We start from the raw sequence: 14,887 nt of genomic DNA on the forward strand, positions 1-14,887 counted from the left end.
TTAACGATTACCTATCTTCTAGACTGAATTATCCTTACCTAAAGTCACGTGAGCGTGTATTAAACCCAGTGAGTAAATGTGTGTAATCTCTAAGTTTTCCTGCAATCACATGGATGACTTTACCTTCTCTTTCTAATATGCCTTTTACCATGAGTATCTTTGATGTTAAAAAGTGCTTTTTCTGTTCTTTGCCCGTTGCTTTCCAAACAACAACATTTATGTTGCCCGTATCGTCTTCTAAGGTAACAAAGGTCACCCCTGCGGCTGTTCCAGGGCTTTGTCGCCCCGTTACTACTCCGATAACTGTGACTAATGACTTATGCCTAAGTGACTCTAGTTGATTAGCAGGTGTATGTTTTTGGAGTTTATTTTGCTGTTTTAATAGTTTGATAGGGTGTTGTTCTAGGCTTAAGCCTATTGAGGCATAATCTTCGATAAGATTATCGAATTGGCTAGGCGATAAATAATAGGCATCGTTATTGGGAGTTAACTGTAATAACGGTAGTTCATTTTCATTATCCATTAATTGCCAACGTGTTTTGTAACGATTATTGCTAATAGAAGAAAAGCAATTAGCGCTGGCTAAGGCTTGCAGTTCATGATGACTAATACCTAATTGTTTTAGTTCAGATATATGTTGATAGCCTGATTTTGAACGCTGTGATGCTATAATTTTAGCGCTTGTCTGATGTAGTCCTTTTACTAATCTCATTCCTAGCCGCAGGCTTAATTTCCCATTAACATACTCAACTTGGTGATCCCATTCTGAATGATTAATACATATGGGTGAAATATTTATATTATGCCGCTGTGCATCTTGAATTAATTGTGATGGACTATAAAACCCCATGGGTTGACTGTTGAGTAGAGCACAATAAAAAACTTCTGGGTAATAGGTTTTTATCCAAGCTGATACATAGGCCAGTACGGCAAAACTGGCGGAGTGAGATTCTGGGAATCCATACTCGCCGAAGCCGCATATTTGATCAAAGATCTTTTCTGCAAATGCGAGTTTATAGCCGCGCTCTTGCATTCCATTTAATAATTTATCTCGAAATTGAAGTAACTTTCCGTCCCGTCCCCATTTTCCCATAGCTCGTCTGAGTTGCTCTGCTTGTCCTCCTGAAAAACCAGCGGCAACCATAGCTAATTTAATCACTTGCTCCTGAAATATAGGCACGCCTAATGTACGATCCAGTACGCTTTCTACTTCTTTAGAAGGGTAATCTATTTTTTCAATCCCATCTCGTCGTTTTAAATAGGGATGCACCATGCCTCCTTGGATTGGTCCCGGCCTAACTATCGCTATTTGAATCACGAGATCGTAATAACATCTGGGTTTGAGACGTGGCAGCATACTCATTTGTGCACGGGATTCGATTTGAAACATACCAACCGTATCTGCCTGTTGGATCATTTGATAAACTTTTGGATCATCTTGCATCGCTGTGATTTGGGCAATGCTCAAAACACGCTGGTAGTGCTGAGCAATTAAAGCAAAGCTTTTTTTAATTGTTGTTAGCATGCCAAGCGCTAATATATCTACTTTTAGTAATTCTAGTGTTTCTAAATCATCTTTGTTCCATTGAATGACAGTTCGCTCTTCCATTGCGGCATTTTCGACGGGGACAAGTTCATAGAGCGGGCCAGATGAAATGATAAAACCACCTACATGCTGAGATAAGTGTCGAGGGAAGCCACGGATCGTATCTACCAGAGCAATAAATTGTGCCCCTTTTTTACTGACCGGAGATAAGCCCAGTTCAGAAATTTGCTCTGCCCAAGAATCTTGAAAATGACGCCGATTGATGTGTTTAATAAAAAAATCGAGCTGACTTTCTCGAATACCGAGCGCTTTACCAACTTCTCGTATTGCACTTTTTAAACGGTATGTCACAACAGTTGAGGTAATCGCCGTGTGTTGACGGCCGTATTTTTTGTAAATGTATTGAAAGACTTCTTCCCTTCGTTGATGCTCAAAATCGACATCAATATCTGGCGGCTCTGCGCGTTCTTTGGAGATAAAGCGTTCGAATAAAACAGATATTTGTTCAGGATCGACTGAAGTGATTTCTAAGCAGTAACACACAACTGAATTAGCTGCAGATCCTCGGCCTTGGTATAAAATTTTTGCGGATTTAGCAAACTGCACAATGTCGTAAATAGTGATAAAAAAATGTTCGTAGCCTTGTTCGGCAATGAGTGTGAGTTCTTTTTCAATTATGGCGCGAATGTGAGGTTTAACTCCGTGCGGAAAACGAAATTGGATGCCTTGTTCAACAAGTTGACGTAAGTATTCAGAGGCACTTTTGTTCTTAGGTATTAGTTCTGATGGATACTCATATTTTAACTCGCTCATATCAAACGAGCATGCTCGCGCAATATTAATAGATTCTTGTAGCCAACTTGCTTTATAAAGTTTACTCAGTTTACTAGTTGATCTGAGGCAAGATTCAGCGTTACTCACTGTGTTGGTGCCTAGTTGTTCAACGGTACAGTTTTGCTGAATAGCATGTAAAATGTGTAGTAAAGGTAAACGTTGCTGATCGTGCATCAGTACGTAACCGGCTGCTGTGATAGGCAATTCAAATAGTTTGGCAAGGGATTCCACTTGATTAATATATTTGTGTTCGTTAGCAATGAGGTGGCGTTTAATCGCTAGCCATAAACGTGATTTGATTGATTTGTTGACGGTTAGCAACCAAGTCAACCATTCTTGATTTTGTTTTTGCTCTTGGCTGGGTAAAAATAAGAAAAAACATTTTTGAATAGCACGTATATCCCATTCTAATACTTCGTACTCCCCCTTGCTTTTTCGCTTTCTACAATTAGTAATGGTACGACATAATTCAGCATAAGCTTGGCGATCAGGCGCCAATAATACAAAGTTAAGGGTTTGCTGATAGGTAAATTTAGCCCCTATAATTAATTTAATGGGTAACTTGTTTTGTTTGATATGGGCATAGGCTTTGACTACGCCAGCGACAGAGCATTCATCTGTGATCGCTATGGCAGAGTACCCGTAAAAACAAGCTTGTTGAACTAGCTCTTCAGGGTGAGAAGCGGCTTGTAAAAACGAATAGTTTGTTTGACAAACGAGTTCAGCGTACATTTTTTAAACTCCTAAGCAAATAAACCATGCGTGAACCAATTTCCATTCGGTTGGCGATAGATCCAATGTAGTTGTCCGGCGTTATTACGAGCGACAAAGTAGTCTCTATATAGTTCGTGCTTATCCCACCAATTTGTTTGTACGCGCTCGGGTCCTAATACTAACTCGACCGGTTCGGATAATACTTGTGGTTTATTTAGGACAAAGCTTGGTCGTAATGGCCTGTTTTGCTTGTTTAAAGGTAAAGCTGAGTGTACAGCTGAAATCGCTTTTTGCTCGTGGCTAGCTAAGGCAGGGTGGAAAGTGTCTTTTAACGATAATTTAAATATATAGTCTTCACCTAGCTTTGCTTCGAGTTGGTTGATTAACTCATTTGGGGCGAGGCCAGACTCTTGTTGATTAAACATATCTTGCATGATGGAATGTTGCGGCTCAAACTGATTGCATGATAAGCAGATGTCTGTAACTGGGCTTTGTAAAACGACAGATTCGAATTTGAGTTCAATCAAACGTAGCCATGCTGCGGCCTGTTGTTGACCTTTTGCGCTTGCTATATTTATTTGTAAGGCATCATGATCTTTTTGTGTTAAGTGCAGCTTGATATTCTGCGTGACTAAATTGCGTTGTATTAAAAATAGAGTTAAGCGCTTGAGTAGCGCTTGAATGGGAGTGAGTAATAAATTGCTATTGGTCACTTCAAATAGTAATTCTAACGCTTGTCTGAAAATTAGAGTTGGTTCAAAAAAAGTTAAACCATGATGCTGTTGTCCGCTAAGCTGATAAAGGCGGTTGATGGTGTTCTTATCAAAACGTCTATTCAATTCTTTAATTGGTAAGGTTTGCAACTGACCAATCGTATTAATGCCAATACGTTGTAGTTGTTGGACTGTTTTTCGTTGTTGGAATAGTACTTCTATTGGCATGCATTTTAGTTGTGCTTGTTGCTGTGTTTCTTTTAATAGAAAGGTTTGGCTACGAGTACTAGCCAAAATTTTTGCCGCTAAAGGTGTTTTCGCAACCGCATAATTAAATTGATAGTTTAGGCTATTGAGTACTTGCTGAATGTTTTGCCAATAGTTTGCAAAATTACCGTATAAAGCTAGCATGCTATCCACTTTTAAATACAGGCCTTTAGGTGAATTAAGTGCGATATCGGCACTGTATTGATAGAGCCATTCAGCAATTTGCTTAAGCTGTTGATGTTCTAGTTGCTCGTTGTACTCCAAAGGATGTAAATCATGATGCAATGCCAATGCGGTAGCTAGTCCCATGTTCGGCTTTATACCGGCATTAAGTGCAGTTTGGTTTAATTGCACTATATTATTTTCGCTAGCATCAATAATGATGATTGCCACTGACTGATTGGCTTGCTCTAGTAGTAAGTTATCTAATTGGATTTGAGGGAAATCAAGATATAACCACAACATAAAAATTGACTGAGATTATTTAATGCAACTGCTGGCGTTGTTGTAACGCTACTTTTTCTGCTATCAGGGTTTGATTAGTGTTAGGTATGTATAAGTCAGCCCAAACGTTTAAGTAGTCTATATGAAATTTCGTTAACGCTTGGCCGCCTTTTTGTTTAATCACTTGCAGCCACAAACCTGATTTGGAAGGTGTAAGGTTTATTTTTAATGTGATAGGCAAAGATATTGTTGAAATTTGAGGGGAGTCTATTATGGCTAAATCTACAGAACGCATCTCCTGTGCAAATAACAATAGACTAGTATTTTGTGACTCTGTTGCTAACATGTAGCGTCGGGCTTGAGCTTGACTTATATTACTTCCCCAATAACAAACTGTAGCGCAACAGCCGCTTTTTAAACATTGCTCGACGCACCACAAATCACTTTTTACGTCTTTATGTTTAACGATTAATATATTTTGTAAATCTATATTTTGCTGGACAAAAAATTCGGCATTTAATGCATTGGGAGGATTGACGAAAACGATTAATCCTAGATTTTGCTTATGTTTTAAATACGGTATAAATAAACGTAATTCACCAATGCCAGTGACAGAATCAATTTGGATTACCCCTTGTTCAGGCAAACCGCCTTGTAATTTTTCATCCAGTTCAGGATATTGACTGGCAATACGTGATATTTTTCGTTGTGATTGTAAGCCTTGCCAAATCAAGTTTTGATTTTTCAGTTGTTCTAATGGATCCATAATAACACTAATATTTAACTGTGTTTATATACAGTATAATGTTGGTGTTAAAATTTGCCAAGTTGATTTTGTCTAGTAATTAACCTCAACTCTGTTTAAGAATTGCGACAATAATTATTTTTACCGTTAATTTCAGTTAGTTAACAAGTTTTGATAACCAACAGAATTCCCTCCTATTTCTGGAGAGAAATTTGAGCCAAGAACAAAGATAATTGCTCCATGCATTATCTCTTACCCTCCATCCATGGAGGGCAAGGCAAGTTTACGCGTCAATAGCTAGCCTATTGCAAGCAAACTTAACGCCCAATTTTTTACAAGAGCTTGGTTCAAATAGCCGCCAGAAACGGATTTATTATCCAGAATCGAGGTTATTTATACGGATAGCATTATTTTAAGATTTAGAAAAAGTAACAGGCAGAATTAATATAAAGCAATGATCGTTGGGAAAGGAACGAACGCTACCATAGACCAGGTAGCGTGTAACAGGTAAGCTAAATATCGAAGTAAATATTATCGATTAATCGGGCACTGGATAAATAGGCGGCAACGAGAACAACAAAACTTGTTGTATTATGGTTAGCTTCTAGCAGGGTATTAGCGTCACGAAACTCAACATAGTCAAGGCGCATTTGTGATTGCTCAATATTGGTTTGCATGGCTTGCTTAATATGCCGAAAATCTCTATGGCCTTGTTTAATGTAATCTCTGGCGTATTTTAAACTTTTATACAATGCCGTTGCTTGCTGTTTTTCTTCGTCACTTAAATAGCCATTGCGACTACTCATGGCTAAACCAGACTCTTCGCGTACTGTTGGTACTCCTACAACTTCAATAGGCATTGAGAGGTCTTCTACCATGCGCTTAATTAAAAATAGTTGTTGGAAGTCTTTTTCACCAAAGCAAGCGACATCAGGTTGCACTATGTTGAATAGTTTATTAACTATGGTGGTAACGCCCCGAAAATGGCTATTACGACTTTTTCCACAAATAATATTACCGAGCTCTGGTACTTCAACATAGGTTTGCTCAGCGAGTGGCCGAGGATAAATATCTTTTACTGTTGGGGCGTAAAGTAGATTAACGCCACGCTCTGCTAGCGCTTGGCTATCGGCTTCCATTGTTCGCGGATAGGCATCCAGATCTTCATTTTGGCCAAATTGCATTGGATTAACGAAAATACTGACGATAACAATATCGGCTCGCATAAACGCGTTATCAACCAAGCTTAAATGACCGTTGTGTAAATTACCCATGGTAGGTACAAAGGCAATTTTTAATCCTTGTTGTCGCCAATTAGCCACTTGATTACGTAATTGTTTAATATCTGAAACTGTTTGCATCATTCACTCTAGGAATAGGAGGCGTTAATATTATTACTCAAAAATATGTTCAGTCGCAGGGAAAGCACCCTCACTGACTTCTGTGATAAATTGTGTAACAGCTTTACGAATATCGCCTGTTTCAGTTAAATAGTTTTTAGAAAATTTAGGAATATAACCACTCGAAATACCTAAAATGTCGTGCATTACAAGTACTTGACCGTCAGTGTCTGCACCTGCACCAATCCCACAAACGGGTACAGAAACTGCTTCTGTAATAGCTTTAGCGAGTGAGGCCGGTACACATTCTAATAAAATCATTTGCGCGCCGGCTTTTTCTAAATCAATAGCATCTTGGATCATCTGTTGTGCAGCATTGTTTTCTCTACCCTGGATTTTATAACCGCCAAACACATGTACTGATTGTGGGGTTAAGCCTAAATGCGCACAAACGGGCACGGAGCGTTGAGTTAATGTTTCTATCGTTTCTTTTAACCAAGCGGCGCCTTCAAGTTTGACCATTTGCGCACCCGCTTGCATTAATTTTGCAGCATTTAAACAGGCTTGTTCTGGCGTGGCATACGACATAAATGGCATATCAGCAAGAATAAAAGCTGAACTTGCGCCTGCAGCTACACAGCGAGTGTGGTAAGCCATATCATCAATGGTGACTTTTAACGTGTCATTATTGCCTTGTAACACCATGCCTAATGAATCACCAATTAAGATCACATCTATCCCTTGCTCATCAAAAATTTGCGCAAAGCTTGTGTCATAAGCGGTTAGTGCTGTAAATTTTTCACCGTTTTGTTTTTTCTTTAAAAGTGAAGTAATGGAAGTCTTTTTTTTCATTGCTCATTCCGCGTAAAGGCAGTTTAGTTCAGCTTTTTAAGGCCATTAATAGCACACGCTTTTAACAGAGCGCTAATCGGTTGCCCAGAGGGTAATATTAGATTAGGTGCTATTTCCGCTAAAGGGTATAAAACAAATTCTCGTTCGTACATGCCGTAGTGAGGTACGATAAGTCGAGGGTGGTTAATAGTTTGCTCACCGTATAATAGTATATCGATATCTAATGTTCTTGGCCCCCAACGTTCAGCTTTGCGTACACGGCCTTGGGTTAATTCAATGTTTTGCAAGGCGTTAAGTAATTCAATGGCTTCTCCTTGCCACGTTAAGCAAGCGACCGCATTAACATAGTTAGGTTGATCTTGTGGCCCCATGGGTAAGCTTTCGTAAAAAGAAGAGCAAGATAGGTCACAGGCTTTATCTAACTGAGCTATTGCTTGCAAAGCATGATTGAGTTGCTCAATGGGTGTCGCAAGATTAGAGCCCAAACCCAAATATACAGTTATCATTATTCAGAAGATGCTGGTTTACGTTTTCTTGGGACTCGACGTCGACGACGGCGTGGCTTTTTATCATCGCTGGTGTTGTTATTGCGCACGCTACTACGCTTTTGTGCATCATCAAGGGTTTGAAATTCCGTCCACCATTGTGCGAGTTCGACTAGGTGACCTTTCTCTACTTCTGCACGCAGTAATAAAAAGTCATAAGCCGCGCGAAATTTAGGGTGTTCTATTAACTTAAATGGCTTATTGCCATGACGTTGCTCTAAGCGAGGCTGTAACTGCCATATGTCGCGGATCATAGATGCAAAACGTTTTGGGATCATGACACTTTTGGCTGCCGTATCTAAAATATCACCTAGGGCAACTTGATAAGCATCATAAGTGGATAAGCCCCCTTCGTTTTGTAATTCATGTTTTCTTGCATCAATTAAGTGCCAATATAAAGTGGCGAACAAAAAGGCTGGAGTGACGCGTTTACCGGCAGAGATCCTGTCATCGGTATTAGCTAGGGCTAAGCTGAACATTTGATATGGATGGCCTAGCTTATCTTTCATGGTGTTTTTTAGTGGCCAAAAAATTTGTTGAAACAATTCATACTTTAATAAAGCATCAAATGTCGCTTGACCTTTACCACCTAAAAATAATTTAAGGCATTCTTCGAAAATACGAGCTGGTGGAATATTCTTAAGCAAGCTGGCTAATTCGTTAATGGGGTCGGCTGTCTTTTGTGCAATTTGCATATCGAGCTTAACAGCAAACCGGACTGCACGTAACATACGGACAGGGTCTTCGCGATAACGTATTTCTGGATCACCAATTAAACTAATTTCTCTGTTAGCAATGGCTTGTACACCCCCCCAATAATCACGGATGGAGTAATCAGCTACACTGTAATACAACGCATTAATTGAGAAATCACGGCGTTCAGCGTCTTCGTCTATACTGCCGTATACATTATCGCGTAGTAATTGACCGTGCTCATTTTGATGAGAGACGGCATCTTGCTGTTTAGCCGGTTCATGGTGGCCACGAAACGTGGCTACTTCAATAATCTCACGGCCAAATACAATGTGAGCTAAACGGAAACGTCGGCCAATTAAGCGGCAATTATTAAATAGTTTTTTTATTTGCTCTGGAGTGGCGTTAGTCGCTATATCAAAATCTTTGGGGTTTAAACCAAGCAATAAATCACGAACGCCACCACCGACTAAATAAGCATCATAACCTGCATCATTTAGCCGATATAAAACCTTAAGGGCATTTCTGCCTATATTTTGACGGGAAATATTGTGCTGGTCGCGAGGAATGATTTGGAGCTTGCCAGTGTTGCTACCTGATCGTTTGGCTCCTTTACCGACCACTTTTTTACACAATTCTATTACTTTTCGGATAACGCTAATCTCATTGCTATACACAATCCACAGTGGCGCTAATGATATACCAGCTAAGGTTTTTTGCAAATCCCGTATGCAAGAGAAATAAAGGGACTGCGAGAATTATTACCTATTTTTTATATAAAATTTAGCGGTTGCCAGTTTTGCGTCGCTAATGTTAGCAATTTGTCAGGCGGAACTTGCTGGTATTCATCCAAAATGGGTTGCTTAAGAAATCTTAACGCATTAACTAATAGTTGGCTTTTTTCAGCTAAGCTAACGGCAGGCGCGTGGTTTTGTTTGCTTAATTTTCGACCATCTTCAGCCATTACTAGAGGAATGTGGCAGTAGGTGGGAGGTGTTTTATGTAATTGATGAAATAGGACTATTTGCCAAAAGGTTGTTTCGAGAATGTCTTGTCCGCGCACAACATGAGTGACGCCTTGTTCAATATCATCGAGTACTACGGCTAATTGATATGCAAATAAACCATCACGCCGGTGGATCAAAAAGTCTTCACTAAATTTAGTATTTTTCGCTATTTGTTTACCGAGAAAACCATCGTTAAATTGCTGAATGGGTGAATGATTAAGAAAACGCACGGCATTGCCGCTTATCGGTAAGTTGGCTGTAAGGCAATGCTGATCATATTGACCACTCAAGCTTTTTAAGCGTCGCCGAGTGCAGCTGCAGGCATATGCCTGCTTTGTGGCTAACCAATCATTTAATTGTGTTAAATAAGCTTGATTGCGCTGGCTTTGATAAAAAACACTATCGTCCCAATGTAACCCTAGGCTATCTAAAGTAAACAGTATGCTATCGGCGGCACCTTTAGGTTCGCGTGGGGGATCGATATCCTCAATACGGACAAGCCATTTTCCATGGTTGGCTTTGGCATCTAAGTAACTCGCAAGGGCTGCGACAATTGAACCAAAGTGCAAAGGACCAGAAGGTGAAGGGGCAAAACGACCAATGTACATAAGCTAATAAATGCAAACAAAAAAGCTTCGCATAGCGAAGCTTTTTATATTAATAAAGGAGCATATTTTTGATTAACCCGCTAACTGTTTCTCTTTTATTTCAGCTAAGGTTTTACAATCAATACATAAATCAGCTGTCGGACGTGCTTCTAAACGACGGATACCGATTTCAATGCCACACTCTTTACAGAAACCGAATTCGTCTTCTTCGATTAGCTGTAATGTTTTCTCAATTTTTTTGATCAGTTTGCGCTCGCGGTCACGGGCTCGCAATTCTAAACTGAACTCTTCTTCTTGAGCTGCACGATCGACAGGATCTGGGAAGTTAGCTGCTTCATCTTGCATATGGCTCATGGTTTTGTCTACTTCTTGACGAAGTTGGCTGCGCCATGCTGCTAAAATCTTTTTAAAATGCTCAAGTTGAGCTGGACCCATGTATTCTTCGCCTGGCTGCTCTTTATATGGCTCTAGGCCAGCGATAGCCATAATACCTAATGATTTTTTTTCTGTGCCAGTAGGCATAATTCCGATTCTCCTAATTGCTTTGTCGTTAATAACAAAGCAAACGCTGTTAGCATATTACTTGCTTGAGATTGTTGTTTGTGCGTGCAGCACCTAATAAACGCAAATATGGAGACAAGATAATAAAACTCAACCCCATAAATAGTTTTTGATTAAAAAATTAATCAATCAAGCATTTGTATTAAAAAGCTGGCTATCTATAGCAGAAAGGTTTTTGGGGTGCAATTTATTTTTTAACAATTTGTTAATATTTGCAGGTGAGGAAGGGGATTATTGCAAGTACAAATAAAAAACGCCCGTAAACGGGCGTTTTGATAAACGGTTAGCTGCTTTTATTCCTTAATAGAGGATCCTACCTCTAGCTCCATGCATTAATCATCCTGACTAATTTCGCGTCTTGCTTGTCCTTACATCCTTGTCTCCAATCTTCCTGATTAAGAGAGCTGTCCTTCATTTTTTCGCACCAACCCTGTGCTTACTTCCTGTATTCTGTTATCACTCTCCTTGAGCGACCAGTTCCTTTTCAGAAGATGATTTAATAATAGCTTGTGGTTGAATTACTGCAATTGCTTAAAACAAACAATAAATGTACTTTTTGAGAGGAGTGGATAATGGAGGTGGTTAAAAGTTGTTTTATATCAATGGCATAGAATATGTTATAGGTAATTGACGGGTGGTCAAAACCACTGTTTCCTACAGTATTGTAAGATATATCGCACACGTTTTGTTGTTAAAACGTCGTACGTGTGCGGATATTAGTCAGAAAAGATTATTTTTTAATCCCCTCTATATTCAATGTAATAAAAATATTGGCTGACGCAGGACCGAGATCGTATGTCATATCGTAATCTGCTAGTTTAAATTCTGTTGTACCTGTAAACCCGACACGGTATCCGCCCCATGGGTCTTTGCCTTCGCCCACTTTTTCAGCATTGATCACAATAGGTTTGGTGACACCATGCAAAGTGAAGTCGCCATATACTTTGAGTTTACCGTTACCTAGGTCTTCGATTTTACTGCTATTAAATTTGGATTCTTTAAAGTAGTTAACAGCAAGAAAGTCTCGACCTCTAAGGTGCTTATCTCGTTCTGCGTGGTTAGAGTCGATACTGGCAGGGTCGATAGTAACTGATATTTTCGCTTGCTCAGGGTTAGCAGCGTCATAACTGAAGTCACCTTCAAAGCGATTAAAACGTCCGGTCAGCCAACTATAGCCTAAATGCTTTATTTTAAATTCAATTGATGCATGCGCGCCACGTGTATCTATTTTATAGTCAGCAGCTTGTGCAGTACTGAAAATAGATGTTCCTAATGCCAACACACTGGCGATAATGGTTTTATTCATAGTGGTTTTTCCTTTATAACATACGTTTAAGGGTGTCGTTACGGTTAATAAAATGGTGCTTTAATGCGGCTAAAGCATGCACAATAGCAAGACTAATTATGCTGTAAGCTAGATATTCATGAACTAAACCAGCCAGTTCAGCTTGGCTTTCTCCTTGGCTTAATAGTGCTGGAATGTCAATCAAACCAAAAATAGAGATAGCTCTACCGTCGGCGGTTGAAATTAAGTAACCTGAAACGAGTAAGCAGAATATCAGTAAGTAAAGAAGGCAATGAGTGCCTTTTGCGATGAGTACTTGCCATTTTGCAATATCGGGCGAGAGCGTGAGTTTACGGTGTTGAGTTATGTTAATTAGTCGGATGACTGTGATTAGCAAGAGTAGCATACCTAGGCTTTTATGAATATCAGGCGCTGTTTTATACCAGTCGTGATAATAATTGAGATCAACCATCCAAGTGCCTAGAGCAAACAGGCTTAATAGGATTATCGCACTTAGCCAATGCAATATGCGGGTTAAAATTGAGTATTTAGTCATGCCTACCGATTGCCGCAAATAATTTAATCAAAACTATATACGATTAAATCGGTAAAAAAGTGCAATGTATAGTTTAAATTTTTGATTTAATTACATATATGGTTATATCACTGCGGCAGCGTGAATGATGGGGTGTTATCTTTAAAGAGGAGGCGCGTTCATCATACCTGATGTAAAATCCGTGTTTAACGCGCTTAATAAATGTATTTGTATCGTCCTAATACTTCTTCCATGATACTCCTTTATGCAACCTTGCTTCTGTCTTCCTATGACTAAATCCTTATCCCAATCCTTCTTTTCATGTTGTCCTTTTGCTCAAACTCCTTGAGTATTCCGTTAAGCTGTCCTGCTTCTACATTCCATTGCTTAATCCAACTGTATCCTAGTCAATCCTGACTTTGTCCATTATTTCCTGAGCTTCCTGCTAAAGCCTTTCCTAGGCTGTATCCTGCTTTGTCCTGAATTTATTACCTTATTACCAAACCGTGTCTTACTTCCTCAAATGCCGTCCTAGCACCTTTTCGACGATGATTAGTGTATTAAATTCGTTTTTTATTGCCATCATGTTTAATCAATAAAAATAGTCGTCATTAAGGTTTCATAATTTAAATTGGCAGATAAGGTAATGAAATAAAAGGCTATTTTAAATTTTTTATGGTGTGGGACGTCAGATCTTTCCCGATTTTCCTACGTAAATGTGAGATATTTCTTACATTGCTACCTGCATATAACGCAATTGGTAATATTTTACCGCGTTAATAGCAATATCAACTATGTGATTTTAAAAATTCAGATGACTAAAGGTAAGTTATAAACAAACTGTAGTGACTCGGAAAATGAGTCATTGGAGGAAATCATTAGCAATGAAAGGGGATAAACACAATGTGAAATGAAAATGATAGAAATGAGGTAGCTTATATTGAGGCGCGCTCATCAACCTTGATGAAAAATATCCTGTATATACGCGCTAACTCAAAAAGCCCTTATGTTACATCCTATAACGAAACAGCAGCCATGCTGTCACCATTGTTATCCATTCGTGTCCTTGACGCATCCAATGCTTGGTTTCTTGTTCTATCCTGTTAACAATGACTGGTCATCCAAACCAGACCCCATCCATATCGGTTTTTTGTCCGTGGTTTGCTTCATGCAAACATTTTCCTTTTGCTTTCCTAGCGATTGCATCCTGCAATTACCTTCCTTGTTGTTCCATTTTTCCCTACTGTCCTTAGCTAACCGCTTCCTACGGTTGTTCCTATTCCTGTTACCTAATTTTTCCTTAATGCCGATTGTCCTTGAATTGCTTTCCTAGCACCGTTTCGACATGAATAAGTCTATGTTATTGAAACTTTTTTACTAGGCCACCATAACCAAAAAATAGTGATTGTATCATTAGTGTTTTGAAATAAATCAACGTAAGTTTATGTAAAATATAGTTATTTTTTGTTTTGTGTAGTTAAATTCAAGTTGAATTAACCTAGTTATCTTACGATTTTGTGAGATATTACTTACAAAGGGTTGGGATAAAATATATGCATCACTCAAATTTAGTGTTTAGGTTCTAAGCGGAAGCTATTTAAAATTTGGTATTTACTTCCATCAGAATTTGGTTGTGATTGATACAAATGAAATTGATTAACAGACCAAAGCCATTCAGGCGGAGGATCTAACAAAGGTAGTGATTTAACTTTACGAAAAAGGCTAACATGGGGTTGATAACTTGCGTGAAGAGTATATTGGATACGTCTATTTAGCTCGGGGAATTGTTGTGCAATAGTTTGGTTAATAACGTCAAATAGATGTAAATGACTGGGGCTGCAACTTGTAGATAGGTATAAAACTTGTGGTTTTATAAACAAATTAAGAGCTTGTGTTGCAATAGTAAAAAAGTGAACGGGTAAATGAGATAGGCACGTGGATAATTCGTTTACCTCTTTATCATTAAGGCAACCTAAAAACCTTAACGTCACATGTAAATCATTTTGGTGAACAGCCTGCCAGCGAGTATGTTCATATACAGAAAACGCTTGTCTTCGCCATTGGCTTATTGCGAGAGAGATGTCTTTTGGTACTTGGATACCAATAAAAAAGCGCTTCTGATAATTGTCCTGTTTCATACCTGTTAATTTAACCAGTTTTGGCCTAAGATAGCGGCCACCTAAGGTTAGTTTTCCCAA

General features: G+C 39.0%; 12 protein-coding genes. All 12 read right to left on the reverse strand.

Features of this window, described 5'->3' with window-relative positions; translation table 11 throughout:
- Nucleotides 1-34: 34 nt before the first annotated feature.
- The 12 genes from C2869_RS11590 to thpR all read right to left on the reverse strand — a co-directional run bounded on the left by C2869_RS11590 (nucleotide 35) and on the right by thpR (nucleotide 14,887).
- Nucleotides 35-3,112 carry an error-prone DNA polymerase gene (locus tag C2869_RS11590; protein ID WP_108603085.1) on the reverse strand — a complete coding sequence of 1,026 codons (3,078 nt, stop codon included), beginning with the start codon at nucleotides 3,110-3,112 and terminating at the stop codon, nucleotides 35-37.
- An 11-nt stretch (nucleotides 3,113-3,123) separates the two neighbouring features.
- Nucleotides 3,124-4,539, reverse strand: coding sequence for a Y-family DNA polymerase (locus C2869_RS11595; RefSeq protein ID WP_108603086.1), 1,416 nt, complete (start codon nucleotides 4,537-4,539; stop codon nucleotides 3,124-3,126).
- A 19-nt stretch (nucleotides 4,540-4,558) separates the two neighbouring features.
- Entirely contained in the window at nucleotides 4,559-5,284 is a 726-nt protein-coding gene (locus C2869_RS11600) for a hypothetical protein (protein WP_108603087.1), read from the reverse strand.
- Between the two features lie 491 nt (nucleotides 5,285-5,775).
- Complete coding sequence (gene panC / locus C2869_RS11605; protein WP_108603088.1) at nucleotides 5,776-6,624, reverse strand: pantoate--beta-alanine ligase; 849 nt, start codon at nucleotides 6,622-6,624, stop codon at nucleotides 5,776-5,778.
- Nucleotides 6,625-6,657: 33 nt separating this feature from the next.
- The gene (gene panB / locus C2869_RS11610; RefSeq protein WP_108603089.1) at nucleotides 6,658-7,455 is read right to left on the reverse strand and encodes a 3-methyl-2-oxobutanoate hydroxymethyltransferase; all 798 of its coding nucleotides are present in this window, start codon (nucleotides 7,453-7,455) and stop codon (nucleotides 6,658-6,660) included.
- A gap of 23 nt (nucleotides 7,456-7,478) precedes the next feature.
- Nucleotides 7,479-7,961: a 2-amino-4-hydroxy-6-hydroxymethyldihydropteridine diphosphokinase gene (folK, locus tag C2869_RS11615; protein ID WP_108603090.1), complete on the reverse strand. Its 483-nt coding sequence runs from the start codon at nucleotides 7,959-7,961 to the stop codon at nucleotides 7,479-7,481.
- Nucleotides 7,961-9,262, reverse strand: a complete 1,302-nt coding sequence (pcnB, locus tag C2869_RS11620) for a polynucleotide adenylyltransferase PcnB (protein ID WP_108605040.1) — start codon at nucleotides 9,260-9,262, stop codon at nucleotides 7,961-7,963. The genes folK and pcnB overlap by 1 nt, the downstream gene beginning before the upstream one ends.
- A 203-nt stretch (nucleotides 9,263-9,465) precedes the next feature.
- The gene (gene gluQRS, locus C2869_RS11625) at nucleotides 9,466-10,308 is read right to left on the reverse strand and encodes a tRNA glutamyl-Q(34) synthetase GluQRS (protein WP_108603091.1); all 843 of its coding nucleotides are present in this window, start codon (nucleotides 10,306-10,308) and stop codon (nucleotides 9,466-9,468) included.
- A 72-nt stretch (nucleotides 10,309-10,380) separates the two neighbouring features.
- A complete protein-coding gene (gene dksA / locus C2869_RS11630; RefSeq protein ID WP_108603092.1) occupies nucleotides 10,381-10,830 on the reverse strand; it encodes an RNA polymerase-binding protein DksA in 450 nt (149 codons plus the stop codon).
- Between the two features lie 769 nt (nucleotides 10,831-11,599).
- Nucleotides 11,600-12,175 (reverse strand): YceI family protein, encoded by a 576-nt coding sequence (locus C2869_RS11635; protein WP_108603093.1) that lies wholly within the window; start codon nucleotides 12,173-12,175, stop codon nucleotides 11,600-11,602.
- A gap of 13 nt (nucleotides 12,176-12,188) precedes the next feature.
- The gene (locus C2869_RS11640; RefSeq protein WP_108603094.1) at nucleotides 12,189-12,710 is read right to left on the reverse strand and encodes a cytochrome b; all 522 of its coding nucleotides are present in this window, start codon (nucleotides 12,708-12,710) and stop codon (nucleotides 12,189-12,191) included.
- Between the two features lie 1,547 nt (nucleotides 12,711-14,257).
- Nucleotides 14,258-14,887 carry an RNA 2',3'-cyclic phosphodiesterase gene (gene thpR / locus C2869_RS11645; RefSeq protein ID WP_159084142.1) on the reverse strand — a complete coding sequence of 210 codons (630 nt, stop codon included), beginning with the start codon at nucleotides 14,885-14,887 and terminating at the stop codon, nucleotides 14,258-14,260.

This window comes from Saccharobesus litoralis (assembly GCF_003063625.1).
Lineage (GTDB): Bacteria > Pseudomonadota > Gammaproteobacteria > Enterobacterales > Alteromonadaceae > Saccharobesus > Saccharobesus litoralis.